Annotated in this window: 20 protein-coding genes; 3 read left to right on the top strand and 17 right to left on the bottom strand. The window is 63.4% G+C overall.

Annotated features, from left to right (window positions below):
• Nucleotides 1-70: 70 nt before the first annotated feature.
• Both AC1DWA_RS30050 and lepA read right to left on the bottom strand, forming a co-directional pair.
• A complete protein-coding gene (locus AC1DWA_RS30050; RefSeq protein WP_080910054.1) occupies nt 71-1,000 on the bottom strand; it encodes an NAD(P)H-dependent flavin oxidoreductase in 930 nt (309 codons plus the stop codon).
• A gap of 6 nt (nt 1,001-1,006) precedes the next feature.
• Entirely contained in the window at nt 1,007-2,899 is a 1,893-nt protein-coding gene (gene lepA, locus AC1DWA_RS30045; protein ID WP_024487634.1) for a translation elongation factor 4, read from the bottom strand.
• A gap of 72 nt (nt 2,900-2,971) precedes the next feature.
• Between lepA and AC1DWA_RS30040 the strand changes: the two genes are divergently transcribed.
• On the top strand, nt 2,972-3,505 hold the full coding sequence (locus AC1DWA_RS30040) for a type II toxin-antitoxin system PemK/MazF family toxin (protein WP_020969977.1): 534 nt from the start codon (nt 2,972-2,974) through the stop codon (nt 3,503-3,505).
• Nucleotides 3,506-3,535: 30 nt separating this feature from the next.
• Here AC1DWA_RS30040 and AC1DWA_RS30035 read toward each other — a convergent pair whose 3' ends face one another.
• The 4 genes from AC1DWA_RS30035 to AC1DWA_RS30020 are packed head-to-tail and all read right to left on the bottom strand — an operon-like array spanning nt 3,536 to nt 7,858.
• Nucleotides 3,536-4,309, bottom strand: a complete 774-nt coding sequence (locus AC1DWA_RS30035) for an aquaporin (protein ID WP_019749045.1) — start codon at nt 4,307-4,309, stop codon at nt 3,536-3,538.
• A 59-nt stretch (nt 4,310-4,368) separates the two neighbouring features.
• On the bottom strand, nt 4,369-5,199 hold the full coding sequence (locus AC1DWA_RS30030; protein ID WP_007731033.1) for a transglutaminase family protein: 831 nt from the start codon (nt 5,197-5,199) through the stop codon (nt 4,369-4,371).
• 8 nt (nt 5,200-5,207) lie between these two features.
• Nucleotides 5,208-6,179 (bottom strand): alpha-E domain-containing protein, encoded by a 972-nt coding sequence (locus tag AC1DWA_RS30025; protein ID WP_019749046.1) that lies wholly within the window; start codon nt 6,177-6,179, stop codon nt 5,208-5,210.
• Between the two features lie 56 nt (nt 6,180-6,235).
• Nucleotides 6,236-7,858, bottom strand: coding sequence for a circularly permuted type 2 ATP-grasp protein (locus AC1DWA_RS30020; RefSeq protein WP_019749047.1), 1,623 nt, complete (start codon nt 7,856-7,858; stop codon nt 6,236-6,238).
• 197 nt (nt 7,859-8,055) lie between these two features.
• On the opposite strand from AC1DWA_RS30020, the gene rpsT reads away from it, so the two are divergent.
• Both rpsT and AC1DWA_RS30010 read left to right on the top strand, forming a co-directional pair.
• Nucleotides 8,056-8,316 (top strand): 30S ribosomal protein S20, encoded by a 261-nt coding sequence (rpsT, locus tag AC1DWA_RS30015; protein ID WP_003944567.1) that lies wholly within the window; start codon nt 8,056-8,058, stop codon nt 8,314-8,316.
• A gap of 155 nt (nt 8,317-8,471) precedes the next feature.
• Nucleotides 8,472-9,071: a hypothetical protein gene (locus AC1DWA_RS30010; protein ID WP_020908211.1), complete on the top strand. Its 600-nt coding sequence runs from the start codon at nt 8,472-8,474 to the stop codon at nt 9,069-9,071.
• Here the strand turns inward: AC1DWA_RS30010 and holA are convergent.
• From holA to AC1DWA_RS29955, 11 genes are all read right to left on the bottom strand, one after another.
• Complete coding sequence (gene holA, locus AC1DWA_RS30005) at nt 8,983-9,960, bottom strand: DNA polymerase III subunit delta (RefSeq protein WP_003944476.1); 978 nt, start codon at nt 9,958-9,960, stop codon at nt 8,983-8,985. The genes AC1DWA_RS30010 and holA overlap by 89 nt on opposite strands.
• On the bottom strand, nt 9,957-12,317 hold the full coding sequence (locus tag AC1DWA_RS30000; protein WP_477847041.1) for a ComEC/Rec2 family competence protein: 2,361 nt from the start codon (nt 12,315-12,317) through the stop codon (nt 9,957-9,959). The genes holA and AC1DWA_RS30000 overlap by 4 nt, the downstream gene beginning before the upstream one ends.
• The gene (locus AC1DWA_RS29995) at nt 12,314-13,234 is read right to left on the bottom strand and encodes a ComEA family DNA-binding protein (RefSeq protein ID WP_182263390.1); all 921 of its coding nucleotides are present in this window, start codon (nt 13,232-13,234) and stop codon (nt 12,314-12,316) included. The genes AC1DWA_RS30000 and AC1DWA_RS29995 overlap by 4 nt, the downstream gene beginning before the upstream one ends.
• An 81-nt stretch (nt 13,235-13,315) precedes the next feature.
• The gene (locus AC1DWA_RS29990; protein ID WP_080910051.1) at nt 13,316-14,158 is read right to left on the bottom strand and encodes a DegV family protein; all 843 of its coding nucleotides are present in this window, start codon (nt 14,156-14,158) and stop codon (nt 13,316-13,318) included.
• Between the two features lie 4 nt (nt 14,159-14,162).
• Nucleotides 14,163-14,945, bottom strand: coding sequence for a diglucosylglycerate octanoyltransferase (gene octT / locus AC1DWA_RS29985; RefSeq protein WP_019749052.1), 783 nt, complete (start codon nt 14,943-14,945; stop codon nt 14,163-14,165).
• Complete coding sequence (locus tag AC1DWA_RS29980) at nt 14,932-15,606, bottom strand: histidine phosphatase family protein (RefSeq protein ID WP_019749053.1); 675 nt, start codon at nt 15,604-15,606, stop codon at nt 14,932-14,934. Before AC1DWA_RS29980 ends, octT begins: the two co-directional genes overlap by 14 nt.
• Nucleotides 15,603-16,049 (bottom strand): ribosome silencing factor, encoded by a 447-nt coding sequence (rsfS, locus tag AC1DWA_RS29975; protein ID WP_003944502.1) that lies wholly within the window; start codon nt 16,047-16,049, stop codon nt 15,603-15,605. The genes AC1DWA_RS29980 and rsfS overlap by 4 nt, the downstream gene beginning before the upstream one ends.
• A 74-nt stretch (nt 16,050-16,123) precedes the next feature.
• A complete protein-coding gene (gene nadD / locus AC1DWA_RS29970) occupies nt 16,124-16,843 on the bottom strand; it encodes a nicotinate-nucleotide adenylyltransferase (RefSeq protein WP_095969742.1) in 720 nt (239 codons plus the stop codon).
• Nucleotides 16,844-16,861: 18 nt separating this feature from the next.
• Nucleotides 16,862-18,325: a vWA domain-containing protein gene (locus tag AC1DWA_RS29965; protein WP_020908216.1), complete on the bottom strand. Its 1,464-nt coding sequence runs from the start codon at nt 18,323-18,325 to the stop codon at nt 16,862-16,864.
• Between the two features lie 8 nt (nt 18,326-18,333).
• Nucleotides 18,334-19,245: an AAA family ATPase gene (locus tag AC1DWA_RS29960; RefSeq protein WP_019749056.1), complete on the bottom strand. Its 912-nt coding sequence runs from the start codon at nt 19,243-19,245 to the stop codon at nt 18,334-18,336.
• Nucleotides 19,246-19,286: 41 nt separating this feature from the next.
• Nucleotides 19,287-20,573 carry a glutamate-5-semialdehyde dehydrogenase gene (locus tag AC1DWA_RS29955; protein WP_477847046.1) on the bottom strand — a complete coding sequence of 429 codons (1,287 nt, stop codon included), beginning with the start codon at nt 20,571-20,573 and terminating at the stop codon, nt 19,287-19,289.
• Nucleotides 20,574-20,575: the final 2 nt, after the last annotated feature.

Here is a 20,575-nt window from a genome sequence, read left to right as displayed (position 1 = left end):
AAAATACTCCTCCACTAGTTAGTAGAGGCTTACCTTCTCATATGGGACCCGGCTGTGTCCGACCTTGCTTTCAGGCGAAACGAGAGAGCAGACGCTCCGCATCCGCGCCGATGCGTCGAACCACATCGCCGGCCGGATGGGTTCCGTGCACGAGTCCGACAGCTTCTCCGGCATAGACGACTCCGCTGTGCGGATCCGACGGGTCGTACGCCTGTGCCAGCGTCTCCTCGTCGGCGTCGACTCCGTGCCACGCGGCAGTGAACTCGTTGGCCACCGCGCGGCCACCCCACCGCTGCGGCCACGGTTGACTGCGCGCTCGGTCGAATACCGAGGTGTAAATCGTGTCCGCACTTCCGGCTTCGACGACGCGGTCGCGGGCATAGTCCGGCCCGACCGTCTCCGGGCTGGCGAGCAGCGCCGTTCCGATCATCACGCCTTCGCCACCGGCTGCCAGGACGGCGGCCAAACCGCGTCCGGTTCCGATTCCGCCGGCTGCCAGCACCGGAAGTGACGTCGCTTCGAGGATCTCCTGCAGCAGCGGCAAGGTTCCGATTCGGCCCGTGTGACCGCCTGCCTCACCGCCTTGCGCGATCACAGCGTCAACACCTGCGGCCTCGACAATACGAAGGTCCTCGAGCGTATTGATCTGTGACACAACGGGAATGCCCGCATCGTGGATTCGTCCGACATACGCGGCGGGATCACCGAACGACAAGGTGATCATGGTCGGCTCGACGGCAATCGCGGCGTCGAGCATCAACTCGTTCTCGGGCAGCGACCACGTCATCAGGCCGACGCCGAACTTTCCGCCGATCGAGCGGGCCACTTCGGCTTCGGCCTCGATCCACTCCGGTGTGTTGTACCGGGCCGCACCGAGCAGACCCAACCCACCGGCCGCCGAAACAGCTCCGGCGAGCGCGCCGCCCGCGCGACCACCCATGGGCGCCCCGAGAACCGGGATTTCGATTCCGAACTCTCGGGACAACCAGGTGGTGACCATGCGCTCCTACTTCTTGGGCTTCTCGCCGACCGATTCCGACGTCAGGGCCGCCACGAATGCTTCCTGCGGCACCTCGACGCGACCGATGGTCTTCATGCGCTTCTTGCCTTCCTTCTGCTTCTCGAGCAGCTTGCGCTTACGGCTGATGTCGCCGCCGTAGCACTTGGCAAGAACGTCCTTGCGGATTGCGCGAATGTTTTCGCGCGAGATGATCTTCGCGCCGATCGCGGCCTGAATCGGAACCTCGAACTGCTGGCGAGGAATCAGCTCACGAAGCTTCGACGTCATGCGTCCGCCGTAAGCACCAGCGTTGGAGCGGTGCACGATCGAGGAGAACGCGTCGACGGCCTCGCCCTGCAGAAGGATGTCGACCTTCACCAGGTCGGCCTGCTGCTCACCGGCCTCCTCGTAATCGAGGCTGGCGTATCCCTTGGTGCGGGACTTGAGGGCGTCGAAGAAGTCGAACATGATCTCGCCCATGGGCAGTTCGTAGCGCAGTTCGACGCGAGTCTCGGAGAGGTAGTCCATGCCGCCGAGCTCACCGCGACGGGACTGGCACAGCTCCATGATGGCGCCGACGTACTCGCTCGGGGCGATGACGGTGCACTTGGCGACCGGCTCGTAGACCTCGCGAACCTTGCCTTCCGGCCAGTACGACGGGTTGGTGACGATGACCTCGGCCCCGTCCTCCATCACGACGCGGTAGACGACGTTGGGCGCAGTGGAAATCAGTTCGAGGCCGAACTCACGTTCGAGGCGGTCGCGGGTGATCTCCATGTGCAGCAGGCCGAGGAAGCCGCAGCGGAAGCCGAATCCGAGGGCAACCGACGTCTCCGGCTCGTACGCCAGGGCGGCGTCGTTGAGACGGAGCTTGTCGAGAGCGTCGCGCAGCACCGGGTAGTCCGATCCGTCCATCGGGTAGAGACCGGAATAGACCATCGGCTTCGGATCGCGATAGCCGACCAGCGGTTCGGTCGCGCCGTTGCGGGTTGTGGTGACGGTGTCACCGACGCGCGACTGGCGGACGTCCTTCACACCCGTGATGAGGTAGCCCACCTCGCCGACGCCCAGACCGATACTGGCCTTCGGCTCGGGCGAGATGATGCCGACCTCGAGCAGTTCGTGTGTGGTGCCCGTGGACATCATCGTGATCTTCTCGCGGGGACGGATCCGACCGTCGACCACACGCACGTAGGTGACCACGCCGCGGTACGCGTCGTAAACGGAGTCGAAAATCATCGCGCGGGCGGGGCCGTCTGCATCGCCGACGGGTGCAGGTACCTGCTTGATCACCTCGTCGAGCAGTTCCCTGACGCCCACGCCGGTCTTGCCCGAGACGCGCAGGACATCGCCTGGCTCGCAGCCGGTGATGTGCGCAATCTCTTCGGCATAGCGGTCGGGATCCGCGGCCGGGAGGTCGATCTTGTTGAGGACGGGAATGATCTTGAGATCCTTCTCCATCGCCAGGTACAGATTGGCCAGCGTCTGAGCTTCGATGCCCTGAGCTGCGTCGACCAGCAGAATTGCACCCTCACATGCTTCGAGCGCGCGGGAGACCTCGTACGTGAAGTCGACGTGGCCGGGTGTGTCGATGAGGTGGAGGACGAACTCTTCGCCGTCGACGGTCCAGGGCAGACGAACGTTCTGGGCCTTGATGGTGATGCCGCGTTCACGCTCGATGTCCATGCGGTCCAGGTACTGCGCACGCATCGCCCGCTCTTCGACCACGCCGGTGAGCTGAAGCATGCGATCTGCCAGCGTCGACTTACCGTGGTCGATGTGCGCGATGATGCAGAAGTTCCGGATCTGCGCAGGATCCGTGAACGTCTTGTCGGCGAAGCTGCTGATGGGAGACCCCTTAGTCGGACCGGCACCGGCCCGGATCCGGGCCACTGTCAACCCTCAGGATATCCAAGTCTCGGCGCCGCCGTACCAGGGGTTCCCACGGGTGGGTGATTATGCTCGAACGCTATGGCAAGCATGTGGAAGCAGATCGGCAGAACCCTCGGCGCCCTCGCGGTGGAGAAGGGCCCTGCGTTGCTGCGCCAGTTGCAGTCGTCCACGTCTCAGTCGTCTGCCTCGAAGCCGGGTCCGTCCGGCCGCCCGATCGCCGCGCGGACGTCTCCGACCGCACATCGCGCCCGCAAGGTCGAGTACTCCCCCGACCTCGACGGCAAGGCCGATCCGGGCGAGATCGTCTGGACCTGGGTTGCCTACGAGGAGGATCCGACCCAGGGCAAAGACCGCCCGGTGCTGGTTGTCGGCCGTGACGGCAACACGCTGCTCGGTTTGATGCTGTCCTCGCAGAGCAAACGCGAAGGCGAGCGTGATTGGCTCGCAATCGGTTCGGGCCCGTGGGACGGCGAGGGAAGGCCCAGCTGGGTCCGGCTCGACCGGGTGCTCGACGTTCCCGAGAGCGGGATTCGGCGCGAGGGCGCCGTCATGGATCACAAGAAGTTCGACGCGGTCGCGGCAAAACTTCGGGCCGACTTCAGCTGGAGCTGAAGCCGACCCGAACGATGGAAACAGTATCGATCAGCTGTCCAGACGGTTGAACCGTCCGAAGAGTGCTCGATAGATGAGTGCACCGAGTGCACCGCCGATCAGCGGGAACACGATGAACAACCACACCTGACCTAGTGCACCGTCCTGGAACGGCGCGACAGCGAGACTTCGAGCGGGGTTGACGGAGGTGTTGTCGATCGGGATCGAGATCAGGTGAATGACGGCCAGGGTGAAGCCGATGGACACCCCGGCGAGCGGCACGTCGGAGATCTGGTCGGTCGACGCGAGAACGACGAACACGAGCAGAGCGGTCAGGAGAATCTCGATGATCATCGCGGCACCGATGCCGTAACCGTCGGAAACCACCTGTCCGAGAAGATTCTTCTCGGCTGACGGACTGTGTGCGCCCCAACCGTTTGCGCCGAGTCCGTCTGCGGCCCGGTTGTACGCCGGGAGACTGTTGGCCACCGTGTAGATCACGACGCCGGCGACCAAGCCGCCGATCACTTGCGCGACAACGTAAATCGCCGCATTGACGGCCGAGATGCGCCCGATCACGAATTGGCCGAGAGTCACGGCTGGGTTGACGTGGCAACCGGAAATCGGTCCGATCGCATATACGAGGAACAGCAGGGTCAAGCCGAATGCGAAGGCAACTCCGAGATTGCCGACTTTCGCACCTGCGAAGACGGCAGTTCCGACCGCGGAGAACACGAGCACAAATGTCCCCACCGCTTCGGCCGCATACTTCTTCACATCCGAGATCGGTTCGATCTCAGTCAATTCCTGTGCAGTTGGAGACATATTCCCACCTTCTTCTCATCGAACGGTAGTAATGCTCACGCGCCTAGATTTGCCGGACTTTACGCAAGCCTGGTGATCTCCACAACAACTTCGAGATCTGTGGAGCGTCCACCGGAAAAGATTCCCTTCAAAGGCGGCACATCCGAATAGTCCCTTCCTATTCCGACCGAGACATGCTGTTCATTCACAGCTATCGCATTGGTCGGGTCGTATCCCCACCACGCGCCGGTCCACGCTTCGATCCACGCGTGCGATTCCCCGACCACCGTGTCCCCGACTGCCGCATCACGTTTGGGGTGGAGATAGCCGGAAACGTATCGACACGGAATGCCCATCGTTCGAAGCAACACCAAGGTCAGATGCGCATAATCCTGGCAGACACCTTTCCTGGCCGACCAGGCCTCGACCGCCGACGTATGCACTCCGGTCGTACCCGGAACATATGACATTTCACCGTAAACCCATTGCGACGCAGCCACTACTGCATCTTCAGGTGATTTATCTTTGCGCAATTCCTTGGCAATTGTCGCCAGCTTACGATCACGCGGAACATATCTCGTGAAACTCAGTTGTTCGTTGAATCGATCTTTAATCGCGTTTCCCGACAATTCATCCCAGTCGACGGTTTCCTCGGGCTGAACAAACGGTTCCGTCTCCACCACCGACAGTCCGGTCACTTCCAGCTCCGTGTGCGGGGCGTGCAAGTCGAAGGCGGTCACCGCGGTGCCCCAGTAATCGGTGTACCGATAGGAACGCGTTGCCGGCTGGGTTTCGACGCGCGTGAGGATCACCGTCTGCCTGGTGTCGCCGCGGGGTGTCAATCGCGCTTCGTTGTACGACGACGTCACCGGGGCGTCGTACGCATATCCCGTGGTGTGCACGACCCTCATTCGCCAGCTCACAGCTCTCCCTCCACCGTCGACTCCGCATACGCGGCGCCGGCATCCGTCCATGCGACCCACGGCGCAGCGTGGAAGTACTGCAATGCAATCGCCTCACCCAGTTCGCGGCAGGTCTCCTGCCAACCGAGCAACCGTCCTTGCAGATCTTCGAGCAACACGCCCTGCGGCAGAAACTCCAGTTCGCTGCGTGCGCGGCCGAGAAGCCGCGGCGCCTCCGCCCGGATTCCGACGCGACTGCCCGGCTGCGGGTCGAGTTCCTGCAGGCACTTCTCGGCCTGCCTGATCGAATGGAACACCGAGCGCGGAAAGAGTCTGTCCAACAAGATGAACTCGACGACGCGGTTGGCGTCGAGCGCTCCGCGATACGTACGCAGATACGTGTCATGTGCGCCCGCCGAGCGAAGAACACTGACCCACGCCGGCGACGACGGGCGGTCACCGGCGCGCGCCAGGAGCATCCGCACAATCATGTCGACACGTTCGATCGACCTGCCCAGCAGAAGGAACCGGTAACCGTCGTCGCGGCTGAGCGTGGAATCCGCCAGCCCCGCGAACATCGCTGCGCGTTCCTCCACATAACGGAAGAACTCGTGTGGCCCCAGCCTGCGTGACGCGCGTTCACGCTCCGCCAGTCCGTTGTACGTGGTGTTCAGGCACTCCCACATCTCACTCGACGTGACCTCACGTGCTCCGCGAGCATTCTCACGGGCACTTGCCAGCGAGTCCACGATCGATCCAACCTGATTGCGGCTGAACGCAACTAGATCGGTGAGCGAGCGTACGTCGAGCTTCTCCTCCGGCGCTTCGATGCCGAGGACACGCAGGAGCAGACGCGACGTGCGGTCCGGGTCGACGGTTGCGTCGTCGAGCAGTTGGTGGACGGCGACGTCGAGGATCCGAGCGGTGTCGTCGGCGCGCTCGACGTAGCGGCCGATCCAGTAGAGGGACTCTGCGTTGCGAGCAAGCATCGGTCACCACGCTCCGTTCGCTGATAGTTCTTGGTAGCTGGGCACTTCTGAGGTGTTCACTGTTGTTGCTGCTGCTGTTGAGAGGTGCTCAGTTCGGGTCCCTGCACCGGCTCCGCGGATTCCGGGGGCTCGGACACCAGTTCCTCACCGGACAGCTCTGGGTCCTCGTCCGAGCTGCGGCTGGCGAGCACCCATGTGTCCTTGCTTCCGCCGCCCTGGCTGGAGTTGACCACCAGCGAACCTTCCGGAAGTGCCACCCGGGTCAGGCCGCCGGGCAGCACCCACACGTCCTCACCGTCGTTGACGGCAAAGGGTCGCAAGTCCACGTGGCGCGGCGAGAGAACGTCGTCGATCTTGGTCGGCACCGTGGACAACTGCACGAGAGGCTGCGCGATCCACCCGCGCGGGTCTGCCTTGATCTTGCGGGTGATCGCGGCCAGTTCCTTGGGACTCGCGTCCGGTCCGAAGACGATTCCGTAGCCGCCGGACCCTTCCACCGGCTTGATGACGAGTTCGGCGACGCGGTCGAGGACTTGCTCGCACTCCTCGTCCAACCAACAGCGGAACGTGTCGACGTTCTGCAAGAGCGGCTTCTCACCGAGGTAGTAGTCGATGATCTGCGGAACATAGGTATAGACGAGTTTGTCGTCACCGACTCCGTTGCCGACGGCACTCGAGATCACCACGTTGCCCGCTCGCGCAGCATTCAGTAGGCCCGCGACGCCGAGAATCGAATCCGGACGGAAGTGCATCGGGTCGAGATACTCGTCGTCGATGCGGCGATAGATGACGTCGACCTGACGCTCGCCTTCCGTCGTGCGCATGTACACCATGTTGTCGCGGCAGAACAGGTCGCGACCTTCGACGAGTTCCACACCCATCTGACGAGCGAGCAATGAATGCTCGAAATAGGCGGAATTGGCGATACCCGGTGTGAGAACAACCACTGTCGGGTCCGCTTCGTTGAGTGCAGCACCCGCACGCAGCGCCCTCAGCAGGTGTGTTGCGTAATCACCTACCGCCCGCACCTTGTGGGACATGAACAGATCCGGGAACACCCGAGTCATGGTGCGACGGTTTTCCATCACATAGGAGACACCGGACGGAGATCGCAGATTGTCCTCGAGAACTCGGAACTCTCCCGCCTCGTCTCGGACCAGGTCGATACCCGCGACATGGATTCGCACACCGTTGGGCGGCACGATGCCGGCTGCTTCACGGTGGAAGTGCTCGCACGAGGTCACCAGGCGGCGCGGCAATACGTGATCGCGCAGGATTCGTTGCTCGCCGTAAATGTCCGCAAGGAACAGCTCGAGCGCCTTCACCCGCTGCTTGATGCCCTTTTCCAGCCGCGACCACTCCTGCGCGGCGATGACGCGCGGCACCAGATCCAACGGAAATGGTCGCTCCTGCCCGGACAGCGAGAACGTCACGCCCTGGTCGATGAATGCGCGTCCGAGTGCGTCGGCACGCGCGGCAAGGTCGGCGCTGCTCGTCGGCGCCAGGGCTTTGTACACACCCTTGTACGGGGCACGCACCGAGCCGTCGGGCTCGAACATCTCGTCGAAAGCCAACTCGTAGCGACCGATGTCTGAATATCCGTCGAACACTGCGGCAGGACGCGCTCGGGTGGTGGTCGAACCTGTTTTACTCGAACTTTTCGAAGGCGGCGGCGTCATAGGGCAACATGCTGCTACAAGTGGGGCTATTCGGCAGCGCGGCGAGAAATCGGGCGCTCGGTGTACTCTTCTCGACAGACGCAACGTGCGACGGTTTGGGTTCTTGGGCCCTCGGCTGGTAATCTTGCCAGTCGGTGCATCAGTGCGCCCACAGCTTTCTCGACCGTAACCAGCTAAAGACGACAAGGATTTTACGCGTGGCCAACATCAAGTCCCAGGTGAAGCGAATCCGTACCAACGAGGCGGCCCGACTCCGTAACCAGTCGGTGAAGTCCTCGCTGCGTACCGCGATCCGTTCATTCCGCGAGGCTGCGGCAGCCGGTGACAAGGACAAGGCCAACGAGCTCCTCGTCTCCACCAGCCGCAAGCTCGACAAGGCAGCCAGCAAGGGCGTCATTCACGCCAACCAGGCTGCCAACAAGAAGTCTGCACTCTCGCAGGCTGCCAACAAGCTCTGACGTTTCCACTGTGACGGTTCGCCGTCATACTGGTTCGTCTCGATAGCCGCCAGGTCGAAAGACCAGGCGGCTATTTTGCGTGCTCAATCGGATCAGAGCGAAAACCCGCCATCCATGTCTTGCACGGAATATGTGGATCGGGCTGCGACCATCTGATGATGGCGGTCAACGGGAAACGCCCTCGCAGCTGGTTGTTCACGACTGTCTTCTGGGCGGTCGTCGCTTTCGGCGTATTGGCAGCCCTGGGGATCCCTCGTTGGTGGGAATCATTGACGGTTGCAGTCGTCGGAGTCGCAGCAAGCTACGGATGGTGGAGCCGCAGGCGCCGCAGCGAATTCTGGATCTTCTTCGGCGTGGTGTGTTCGCTCGTTGCAGTCTTGGCGTTTCTCGCCGCTGGACGAGCGCTACTCACCACCGTGAAGGTGCCGGTAGACAGCATCGGCCAAGAAACAATTGTCTGCGGCAGTGTGATGAATCCGGCGCCGAACTACTCCCTACGAGTGACCGACATCAGGACTGGTGAACCAACGACACGGCCTCAGGCCATTCCGCACACCCAGTTGGAGCAAGCCTGCGTGAAACGCCTCGACTACCGGGTGGCCGAGGCCACGGCCGCCACTGTCGTCGGACTACTTCTGGCCGGCCGCGCGATCGGCCATGTTGTCCTCAGTTCTTCCGCAACGCGCACACTTTCCGCACTGCCATCTCCAGAGCGAAGGACGAGTCGACTGCGGCGCCCTTCACGTCGGCATTGAGAGCGGCGACGATCTGCATCGCAGCGCCGATCGACGTGGGATCCCAACCGCCGACTTCCTTGATCGCCTTCTTGACCTTCCACGGCGGCATCCCGAGATCCGACGCCAACCGGAACGGGTCACCGCCCCGTGCAAACGGGCCGACCTTCGCGATGGTGTGGACTGCATCGGCGAGGGCGTCAGCGAGCAGAACGTGCGCAGTTCCGATCTGGTCAGCCCATCGCAGAGCCTCGAGCGCACCCCGGGTATCGCCGACGATAACTTTGTCGGCCACATCGAATCCGGAAACCTCGGCCTTGCCCGAGTAGTACTTGTGGACTGCATCCACGTCGATCTTGCCGCCGGTATCTGCCGCCAATTGCGAGCAGGCCGACGCAAGTTCGCGAAGGTTGGAGCCGACGCTTTCGATCATCGCGGCGATCGCATCGGGAGCAACCCTCACGTCGGCGGTCCGAAACTCACCCCGGACGAAGTCGACAAGCTGACTCTTGTTCAGTTTTCCGCAGTTGTGAACCGTCGCGCCGAGCTTCTCGAGGGCCGGCGCCAACGCCTTTGCGCGACCGCCGCCCGAGTGCACGACGATCAGAACGACGCCTTCTGCCGGCTCACGCGCCGCCTCGAGAACAAGAGCTACGGCATCTTTGCCTGCTTCTGCGGCCGATTCCAGGACGATCACACGGTCTTCGGCAAAAAGAGAGGGGCTGAGCAGCTCAGCCAACTCGGGAGCATTGGTGTCTCCGGCACGCATCTTGGTCACCGGGAGATCCGAAATACCCTGGCCGCGGTCACCGCGGACGGCTCTGATGAGCTGCGATACCGTGCGGTCGATCAGGAACTCGTCGTCCCCGAGAACAAGATGCAGCGGATCGACTCCAGACGGATTACTCACCCGAAGATGGTCCCACGAGGAACCGACACGATCGACACAGACCCGCCGCCCCCGCCGTACACAGCGACGGTGCCGTCGGCGTCGGTCCGAACCACCGCCCCGCCCAACGAAACCAGTTCGTCGAGAACCTCCCCATTCGGGTGCCCGAAACTGTTGCCGTCGCCGACGCTGATCATCGTCAACCTCGGACGCACCGCTTCCAGAAAAGCCGACGACGTGGTCCGAGAACCGTGATGGGGCAGCTTCAACACATCGGCCTTCACGTCCGTTCCCGATCGGAGGATGGCCTCCTCCCCCGCAACTTCGGCGTCGCCCGTCAACAGAATTCGACCCGCGCCCGTGTGCGCCATCACCACCAGCGACTGATCGTTGGCGGCGTCCGCGGCGTCCCCCGTATCGCGGGGAGCCGGAAGCAACGGTCCGAGAACCTCCACGTTCACCGATCCCAACGTCAACTCCATACCTGCACGCAACGAGACAACCGGAACGCCGTGCGACTCGGCGACATCCTTTACCGCCCGAAAACCTGACTCCGGCAACAACATCGACCCGACTCCGACCGCAGCGACCGAACGCCCACCCAGAACTGCTTCCAATCCACCGATGTGATCGGCATGAAAATGACTGATCATCAGCAACGCGATGTCGTTGACGTCCAACATGTTCAGGCAACGATCCATCGACGTGGGATCAGGACCGACATCGATGACGATCACCCTGCCGTCTCCAGCCGAGAGCACAAGACCGTCCCCTTGACCGACGTCGCACATCACCAGTACCCACCCCGGAGCAATACGACCACCGCCGAACACGTGCTGAAAGATGAGGGCTAGAACAACTCCCAGAACGAGGACGCCGACCACCCATCTCGAGATCCGATTCCACAGCGTCAGCGCCGCGGCCAGTAAGACGCCCACGACGACCAGAGCACCGATGAGCCCTGACGGCACCACCACCGACGCTCCGGGAAGCGCCGCCGCCCGCTCGGACACGTACAGCAGCCACCCCATCGGCGGCCGGACCAGCGGCGTGACGAACACCGCGATCGGGGGACAAATCAGCGCACACAAGGCAATCACCGCACCGAACACCGTGATGATTCCGATCACAGGCCCCACGGCCATGTTCGCGGCAATCGTAACCACGCTGAAGGTTCCCGCCATGGCGCCCACCAGTGGCGCAGACACGACGAACGCAGCACTCGAGACAGCTGTCATCTCCGAAAACCAACGGGGCCAACCTCTTCGACGAAGCACGTCCACCCACACCGGAGCAATGATCACCAGCGCGCCCGTGGCCGTGGTCGACAGCGCAAACCCCCAGTCGACGGCAAGTTCGGGCATCACGACAACCAGCACGATGACGGCTGCGGAAAGAGCAGGCAGTGCCTGTTTGCGTCGACCGGTCACCAGACTGAGCAGGCCGATCAGGCCCATCACCGAGGCGCGCAGAACACTCGGCGACGGCCTCGCGACGACAACAAACGCAACGAGGGCTACCAGCGCCAAAGCAGCGCCGACGCGCGGACTGAGCGCCGCGGCTCTGACCAGCAGCAGAACCGCCCCGAGCAGAATGCTGATATTGGCGCCGGACACCGCGGTGAGATGGGAAAGCCCGGCAACGGTGAAGTTGTCCTTCACCACCGGCGACAACGCCGATGTGTCTCCGACGACGAGGCCAGGCAGCAGACCTGCCTGATCCGGCGGGAGCGCAGCCGAGCACGCAGCGGCGAAACGAGTACGCACCACACTCGCCCATCGCTGATACCAGGGCACTTCTCCCACCGCGACGGGAGGCCCCTCGGACGTGATCACGGCGAGCGTGGAATCGCTACGCCATGGCTGACTCGCCCGGCCGCGAACCGTCAGGCTCTGCCCTGGAACAACTTCGAGCCACGACGAACTGGGTGCCCGGATGGTGACCAAGCCGCCTCCGGAGTACCTGTGATTCTGGGCAGTCACCGAATTGACGCTTGCCCTGAAGAAAACCTGACCTTGACCCGCCGCGCCAGAGACTGCGTGCGGATCCTCCGAGGGTTCCACTTCGACACTCACCCACGCTCCCTCGAGGGCAGCCCGGGTCAGTGGGTGCCCCTCGACCTCGGTCGCCCGCCACCCGATGACGACACTGCATCCGGCACCGAACAGCAATGCAACCAACATGATTCGTGCCCACCCCGCAGATGTCCGGCGCACAACCGCGTAAGTGAGGATTGCCGCTGGAATAGCGCATGCCACCGCCAGTACCCACGCGGCGACCGCGCCGAACAGGATCCCCACCGCACTGCTCCCCCACACTGCGACGGCCGACGGTAGCAGCCGAGCGTCGAGGACCGGCGAGACTTCCGGTTCGTTCACACCGATACCAGCACTCGCAGTTTGGCCAACCTTGCCGGGCCGATCCCGTCGACCTCCCCCAATTGTTCTATGTCCGTGAATTTTCCGTTGGAAGTTCGCCAGGAGATGATCGCCGCAGCCGTTACCGGCCCTACCCCGGGAAGGTCGTCCAGTTCGGCCTCGGTAGCGGTGTTGAGGTTCACCAGACCAGCCCCGCCGGATTCCCCCGCGGCGGCGGGGCCGGTCCCTCCCGCAGTGGTACTCGAACTCGCTGAAACACCACCGGACTGATCGGCGGCCCCCACCACGATCTGATCACCATCGGCAAGCTTCTGTGCCAGATTCAGGCCCACCGTCTCTGCGCCCTCGAGCACTCCACCTGCCGCAGCGAGCGCGTCGGCGATGCGCGAGCCCGAATGTAGGTTGACGAGCCCAGGCGTGTGCACGAGTCCGACGACACTGACCACCAAAGCCTCAGGCGGCTGCTCCGCTACGACGCCGGTCGGTACGGGACTGGCTGATTCACCATCGTCGACAGTGACATTCTGCGCCGTGACACTCTGCGCCGTGACATTCTGGGGCGAGGGCAACGGTGGGACCGCCTGCAAACTCGGAGAATCCCACCACACGGTGAACAAGCCGATTGCCGTGGCCAGGGCTGCAACGATCGCCAACACCCAGGTCGCCGATCGGCTCGGGCGCCAACGTGTACCGCGCCAGCGCTCGGGCAGCCGATCGAACCGTGACGAGTCGGGTTGAGCCTCGTATTCGTCTTCGTCGAAGTCCTGAAGCCACTCGGGGGACCTCTCGAATGGCTGCGGGGACCTCTCGAAAGACGCTGAATCCTCGAAGTCGTCCACGGCCTGTCGCTGCCGGTAGTTCCCGTCCATCGCCGCGAGGCGATCACGCGTCCGTTCGCGCTCCTCGCTGATCCTCATGACTGGACGCTAACGAGAGACCATGCCGCCGAAGACGAGCAATTTCGATCTGTGGAGAACTCGGGGATTGTGGAGAAACGATCAGGCGCTCGGGTCGATCTCCGGCAGCGGGCACACCACAACACCGATCGCGCCGACACCGACGTGCGCTCCGATAACCGCGCTGAAGTCGGTGACCACGGATTCCGCCACATCGGGAATGCGCTCGGCCAACTGTTCCGCTATCGCGTCGGCACGCTCTCGCGCTCGCATGTGATGCACGGCTATCGCCACGCGGCCGAGACCGGCGCGCTCGACTGCCGAATCCACCAAGCGTGCAAGCGCTTTGGTCGTCGTACGTGTTTTTTCACCGAGCACGAGCTTGCCGTCCACCAGATGCAGGATCGGCTTCATCGCCAATGCAGTACCCAACAACGCGGCTGCGGTTCCGATTCGTCCGCCCCGACGCAATTGATCAAGTTTGTCGACGACGATGTAGCAGCGCCCACGACTCGCGACGTCGACCGCCCGGCCGTACGCCTCTTCGAGTGACGCGCCCTTCTCGGCCAAGCGCGCAGCTTCGAGAGCGGGATAGCCCAAACCCATTCCGGCCGACTGCGAATCGACGATTCGGACGGCTCCTCCGAACTCCTGGGCTGCGACTCGTCCGGCTTCCCACGTTCCCGAGAGTTGCCGTGAAATGTGCACGGCGAGAACGCCGTCACCGTCGCTCATGTCCAGGGCGCGTGCATACGCTTCGGACAACTCGGCGGGCGACGCTCCGGCCGTTGTCACTCCTGACAGGTCGCTCGGCATTGCGTCGACACCCTCACGCAAGTCGCAGCCGTCACGGAGCACATGGAGCGGAACCACCTGAATCCCACATGCGTCGGCCGACTCCTGCGGGATGCAGGCGGAGGAATCCGTGACGACGACGACCGGCATTCTGCTACCCGACTTCGCTCGGCGGTGATACCAGTTGCGGCGAAACCACTTTCTTCGACTCCACCCCGCGAATCGCAGCGATCATCGCGCGGGCTACACCGACATGACCGTCCCAACCCCAGTGAATACCGTCGGGGTTGCCGTTCTCGGAAAAGACGTTGTCACGCACTGCATCCGCGAGATCGACTACGGGAACGTCTTTCTCCGTAGCCCACTCGGTGATCGCGGACACCGCGGCAGGTCGTCCGGCGTGCACGCTCGCGTAGGCATCGCTGCGGTGCACCGACGGCAGGGTCGCGATCATCGGCAGTTCCGGCCGCATGTACTCCAACGCATTTCGCGAGCTTTCCAAATACTCGACGCTCAGCTTGGGCGGAAGTGCGACCGGGCGGCCCAGAGGTGCAAGCCGCGGCTGCAGCCACTGATAACCCTCGCGCACCACGCGTCGAAGCGCCGGAGGACGAACGTAGCGGATGGTCTCGCGGAGCGCGGTAGGCAATGGGGACGGTAGCGAGTCCATACCGCCGACCGCGAACACGACGGCGCCGGCCCGCGGCACCGCCGCCCACACACGAGGATCCTGAGTCAGTGCCCACCACGCGTCGCGGCACGTCCAGCCGATACGGGCGACCAACTCGACGTCCCAGCCGAGTTCGTCGGCCACGATGTTGGGCCAGATGCGTGGATGATCTGCCGCGAGGCCGCCCTTGGGGCCGAAATACGACAGCGAATCCGCGAGCACGAGGAGGACGGGGCGCTGCCCGTCGGCACTTTCAGAGGACGTCATTTGCGACACTCGCAGAAGCATTCCATACGTCGAGTCGCCACTCGATCGACTTGACGTCGCCGTGTCCGCTGAGTTGCACCCAACTGGTGTTTCCCAATCCGCCGAGGACGGCCCAGCGATCGACGGGTAGGTCGAGCAATGCCGCTGTCAGTGCCGCGATCAAGCCTCCGTGCGCCACCAGAACTACGGGCCGCTCGGCCCAGTCCGGGTGCGTGTCGAGCAATTCGTGAACTACGGGGAGGCTACGATTCGCGACGTCGATTCGGCTTTCGCCGCCGGGCGGCGCCAACGTGGCATCCGCTCGCCAGGCAGATCGCACACCGGGAGTGCGCTCGTCGACGTCATGATGAGTCAGGCCTTGCCATTCACCCAGGTGTGTCTCACGCAGACGCGTGTCGGTGAGGACCGGAAGTCCGGCGGCGTCACCGACAGCGACTGCCGTGAAATACGCGCGCCGCAGATCCGAGGACACGATCGTCAACGGTCTGCGATCGGCGATCACCGGACCTGCACTCTTGGCCTGCGTGCGTCCCAACTCCGACAGGTCGGTGTCGAGTTGCCCCTGCATCCGAGAGTCGGCGTTGTATTCGGTCTGTCCGTGACGCAGCAGGATGAGCCGGCGGACAGGGTTCGACGCCGCACTGGGCGCCGACGAAGTCACAGCGAGGGATCCTGCGCGTCCGGCTCGGAAACCGTGTCGGTCTCGAACACCGTGTTGGCATCGGCGGGGCCGGGACGGTTCTGTCCGAGGCCTTCGACCTCGACCGTCGGGCAGTCCTTCCACAGACGATCGAGAGCGTAGAAGTTGCGCTCCTCGTCATGCTGGACGTGGACGACGATGTCGGCGTAGTCGAGCAGTGCCCAGCGGCCCTCGCGGGTGCCTTCACGGCGGACCGGCTTGTGTCCCGCTTCGCGGAGGCGGTCTTCGATGTTCTCGACAATCGAGTTGACCTGACGCTCGTTGGTCGCAGATGCGATCACGAAGCAGTCCGTGATGACCAACTGTTCGGACACATCGAGCACCACCACTTCGGTGGCCAGCTTCTCGTCGGCTGCCAAGGCCGCGATGCGTGCCATGTCGATGGCTTCGGTGTTTGCACTCACTCGATGTTCTCCAGTTTCGTCTTCAGAAAGTACTTGTTGTTCTCGGCAAGCGAGAACGTGCTCTTAGTTCTCGGCTAGCTCGAGTCGGTTGCGCCCGGGACTGCTTCCGACTTCCCCGGCGCGGGCTCCGACATCGTTGTAGCTCCGTCGCGGCGCTCCGCGTCGACAGGTCGATACAGGTTCCGCTTCGAGATGTACTGCACCACTCCGTCCGGCACCAGGTACCAGACGGGGCGGTCTTCACTTGCCCGACGCCGACATTCGGTCGACGAAATGGCAAGTGCCGGAATCTCTATCAACGTGACCGCGTCGGCGGGCATGGTGTCGAGGTGACCGGCCAGATGCTCTGCATTGAGATCGAAACCCGGTCGCGATACCCCGACGAACTTCGCCAATGCGAACAACTCTTCCCAATCTTGCCAGGAAAGGATGCTGGCCAGCGCATCGGCACCGGTGATGAAGAAGAGTTCGGCGTCGGGATGGTAGGCCCGGAGGTCTCGCAGTGTGTCCACGGTGTACGTCACTTTTTCACGGTCGACGTCGACCCGAGAGACGGAAAACCGCGGGTTGGAGGCGGTGGCGATGACCGTCATGAGGTACCGGTCCTCGGCAGGACTGACGCCCCTCCCCTGCTTCTGCCAGGGCCGCCCGGTGGGGACGAAGATCACTTCGTCGAGTCCGAACCGGTCGGCGACCTCACTGGCCGCAACGAGGTGGCCATGGTGAATGGGGTCGAAGGTGCCACCCATCACTCCGAGGCGTCGAGCACGTTCCACCGATAGTCCCTTCTGCACGAGTGTCGAGCTTACGGGTCAGACCGGCAGCAGACGGGACACGACGTCGGCAAGCTGCTGGGCCGAGCGGCACTCGTGCATGCTGATGACCTCGTTGTACACCTTCGCCGCGGAGTCACCCGTTCCCCATTGCCCCTTCGGCTCAGGGTTGAGCCAGTGTGCGTGCTTGGCAACCGCAACCATCTGCGACAGCGACTGGAGGTTGGGATCGCGGTAGTTGTTGCGACCGTCGCCGAGTACCAGCAGCGACGTGCGACTGGTGATCGACTGCGCGAACTTCTCCTGGAAGACCCCGAAGGCGTGCCCGTAGTCGGAGTGGCCGTCGTAGGTGATCAGTTCGGCTTCACGCACCATCCGTGACATCGCAGACCCGAGGTCTGCGTTCGAGTCGAAGAACCGCGTCACCTCGTCGGTCGTGTCGATGAACGCGAACACCCTCACTCGTGAGAACTGCTCGCGCAACGCGTTGACGAGGAGCAGGGTGAAATGGCTGAACCCCGCTACCGAACCCGACACGTCACACATCACCACAAGTTCCGGCCGCGCTCGCTTCGGCTTGCGCTGCACCAGATCGATCGGCACTCCGCCCGTCGACATGGACTTGCGCAACGTGCGACGCAGGTCGATCGAACCCGAGCGGGAGCGGCTACGACGCACCGCGAGACGGCTGGCCAACAGACGAGCGAGTGGGGCGACGTTCTTCTTCAGTGTGGTGAGTTCGGCGTCGGAGGCCCGCAGGAAGTCGACTTCCTCGGCGAGTTTCGGAACGCCGTACGTGGCGACGCGTTCCTTACCCAAATTCTCGGCGGTGCGTCGACGCGTTTCCTTCTCGACCATCTTGCGGAAGTCCGCGATGCGCTGCGCTGCCGTGCGCTTGGCGACCTCGGACTGATAGTCGGAATTGTCCTTGCCCTCGGACCCGGCGCCTTCCTGGTTGCCGAGTAGACCTTGCAGGATCTTGTTGAGCAACGTCTCCGGGGCGACGTCGCGCAGCGCCTGATAGGCGGAGAACGACGGGCCGTTACTCGACTGGTACTGCCCGAGTTCCTCGACCATCGCGGCGGTCAGGAGTTCGGTCATCTCCATCGCCTCGTCGCTGCCGTCTGTCAGCAGTTCGGCGATCAGCTCACGCAATGCCTGTAGGTCGATCGAGCCGTCTGGCTTGCGCGGCAGTGTGACGTCGACGTCGCCGACCGCACGGTCACCGATCGCCTTGGGGAACCACAGGTCGAAGACGGCGTCGAACGTCGCCCGGTGGGTAGGTCGACGCAGGAGCGAGCATGCCAACCCTTCACGAAGCGCTTCACGATCGAGCAGGTCGAGAACCGACATGACCTGACCGGCGTCGACGGTCTCGGACGGGCCGACCATGATTCCGCGTCGTCGCAGAGCCTCGACAAAATCGACGAGGTGACCGGGAATCCCGTGCGGCGCTGCCAGGCCGCCGGGTGAGAGCGGCGACGTCGATCCTGCGGGAGCCATGTCAGACCTCAGTTCAGCCGAAGTTCAGCGGCGGCACGCACCTGGTCCGACTGGTGCTTGAGGATGACACCGAGCGTGGCGCGTACGGCGTCGTCGTCGAGCGTGTCCATGCCCAGAGCGAGAAGGGTGCGTCCCCAGTCGATGGTTTCGGACACCGACGGAACCTTCTTGAGCTGCATTCCGCGAAGAACACGAATGGTGTTGACCAGCTGCTCGGCAATCGCTTCAGGAAGCTCCGGCACCCGGCTTGCGAGGATGCGACGCTCGAGGTCGGCGTCCGGGAAATCGAGATGCAGGAAGAGGCAACGACGCTTAAGAGCCTCCGAGAGTTCGCGCGTGGCGTTGGACGTCAGCACCGTGAACGGCTTGCGGGTGGCGGTGATCGTTCCGAGCTCGGGGATCGTGACCGCGAAGTCGCTGAGCACTTCGAGGAGCAGACCTTCGATCTCGACGTCTGCCTTGTCCGTCTCGTCGATCAACAGCACCGTCGGGTCCTCGCGGCGAATGGCCTTGAGCAGTGGACGTGCGAGCAGGAACTCCTCCGAGAAGACATCCGCCTTCGTCGAGTCCCAGCTGTGGTCGACCGCGACATCACCCCTCGCTCCGCTCGCCCCGCCCGACTGAATCCGAAGAATCTGCTTCGCGTGATTCCACTCGTACAGCGCACGAGCCTCGTCGACGCCCTCGTAGCACTGCAGACGCACCAGTTCTGCGCCCGTGGTCTGGGCGACTGCGCGGGCGAGTTCCGTCTTTCCGACACCGGCCGGTCCCTCGATGAGCAGGGGCTTGCCCAGTCGGTCGGCAAGGAACACTGCCGTTGCAGTGCCCTTGTCGGACAGGTAACCCGTCTCGGCCAAACGCTCGATCACGTCGTCGACGCTCGAGAAGAACGGTGTTGTATCGGGAAGAGCTCGGTCCACGGTTAACTCCTAAAAAGGGTGGGGCAAGTCTGGTGAACTTTTCAGGCGGGTCGGGTGTGCCCGTCGCCCCAGACGATCCACTTGGTGGACGTCAGTTCCGGTAGCCCCATGGGGCCACGCGCATGCAGTTTCTGGGTGGAGATGCCGATCTCGGCGCCGAATCCGAACTGCTCACCGTCGGTGAAGGCAGTCGACGCATTGACCATCACTGCCGCGGCGTCGACGCGAGCGGTGAACTCACGGGCAGCCGAGAGATCGGAAGTCACGATGGCTTCGGTGTGGCCGGTCCCGTACTGGTCGATGTGCTCGACCGCAGCGTCCAGGTTCTCGACGACCTTGAGCGCGACGTCGAGCGTGAGGTACTCCTTCGACCAGTCGTCCTCGGTGGCCGGGACGAGTCCCGGCAGATCGCCGTGCACGACGACGTCGTGCATCTGAAGCGCTTGAAGCAACTTCGGCACGGCCGTCTCGGCGATGGCGGCGTCGACCAGGACGGTTTCGGCTGTATTGCAGACACTGGGCCGACGGGTTTTGGAGTTGAGAAGAATCTTCTCGGCCATCAGTAGATCGGCGGCCGAGTGAACATAGACGTGGCAGTTACCGACACCGGTCTCGATGGTGGGCACGGTGGCATCACGCACGACGGCGCTGATCAGGCCGGCGCCACCGCGCGGGATGACGACGTCGACGAGGCCGCGGGCCTGGATGAGGTGCGTGACCGTCGACCGATCCGCACTCGGCAGAAGTTGAACGGAGTCCTCGGGGAGCCCCTGAGCAACCAACGACGCGCGTAGCGCCGCCACCAACGCTTCGTTGGACTTGACTGCCGAGGACGAACCACGAAGCAGCGCAGCATTTCCCGACTTGAGAGTCAGCCCGAAAGCGTCGACGGTAACATTGGGGCGAGCCTCGTAGACCATGCCGACGACACCGAGCGGAACGCGCTGCTGGCGTAGCTCCAAACCGTTCGGCAGAGTGGAGCCGCGAAGAACTTCGCCGATCGGATCAGGTAGTCCGGCAACCTGGCGCAGACCTGACGCGATGCCCTCGATGCGGTCAGCGGTCAGACGAAGACGGTCGAGCAGCGATTCCTCGGTGCCACCCGCCTTCGCGGTGTCGATATCGAGAGCGTTGGCCGCGAGAATCCGATCACTTGCCGCGAGAACTGCGTCGGCTGCGGCGTGGAGAGCAGCATCCTTCTGCGCCGCGGTCAGCAGAGCCAGGACGCGCGAAGCCTTACGGGCTCGGCGTGCGGCGTCGTGCACGACGGACTTGGTGTCGGACGCGTTCGAGTCGACGGTTTCTGCGTTGGAAGTCACAGCGGTCATGA

This window comes from Rhodococcus sp. P4_F3_2 (genome assembly GCF_056401335.1).
This window is presented reverse-complemented; position numbering and strand designations above follow the sequence as displayed.

Excerpts from the sequence above, each read along its gene's own strand:
- AC1DWA_RS30050 (WP_080910054.1), bottom strand. The coding sequence starts at position 1,000 with ATGGTCACCACCTGGTTGTCCCGAGAGTTCGGAATCGAAATCCCGGTT.
- AC1DWA_RS30040 (WP_020969977.1), top strand. The coding sequence starts at position 2,972 with ATGGCAAGCATGTGGAAGCAGATCGGCAGAACCCTCGGCGCCCTCGCG.
- AC1DWA_RS30035 (WP_019749045.1), bottom strand. The coding sequence starts at position 4,309 with ATGTCTCCAACTGCACAGGAATTGACTGAGATCGAACCGATCTCGGAT.
- AC1DWA_RS30030 (WP_007731033.1), bottom strand. The coding sequence starts at position 5,199 with ATGAGGGTCGTGCACACCACGGGATATGCGTACGACGCCCCGGTGACG.
- AC1DWA_RS30025 (WP_019749046.1), bottom strand. The coding sequence starts at position 6,179 with ATGCTTGCTCGCAACGCAGAGTCCCTCTACTGGATCGGCCGCTACGTC.
- AC1DWA_RS30020 (WP_019749047.1), bottom strand. The coding sequence starts at position 7,858 with ATGACGCCGCCGCCTTCGAAAAGTTCGAGTAAAACAGGTTCGACCACC.
- AC1DWA_RS30010 (WP_020908211.1), top strand. The coding sequence starts at position 8,472 with ATGATGGCGGTCAACGGGAAACGCCCTCGCAGCTGGTTGTTCACGACT.
- AC1DWA_RS29995 (WP_182263390.1), bottom strand. The coding sequence starts at position 13,234 with ATGAGGATCAGCGAGGAGCGCGAACGGACGCGTGATCGCCTCGCGGCG.
- AC1DWA_RS29990 (WP_080910051.1), bottom strand. The coding sequence starts at position 14,158 with ATGCCGGTCGTCGTCGTCACGGATTCCTCCGCCTGCATCCCGCAGGAG.
- octT (WP_019749052.1), bottom strand. The coding sequence starts at position 14,945 with ATGACGTCCTCTGAAAGTGCCGACGGGCAGCGCCCCGTCCTCCTCGTG.
- AC1DWA_RS29965 (WP_020908216.1), bottom strand. The coding sequence starts at position 18,325 with ATGGCTCCCGCAGGATCGACGTCGCCGCTCTCACCCGGCGGCCTGGCA.
- AC1DWA_RS29955 (WP_477847046.1), bottom strand. The coding sequence starts at position 20,573 with ATGACCGCTGTGACTTCCAACGCAGAAACCGTCGACTCGAACGCGTCC.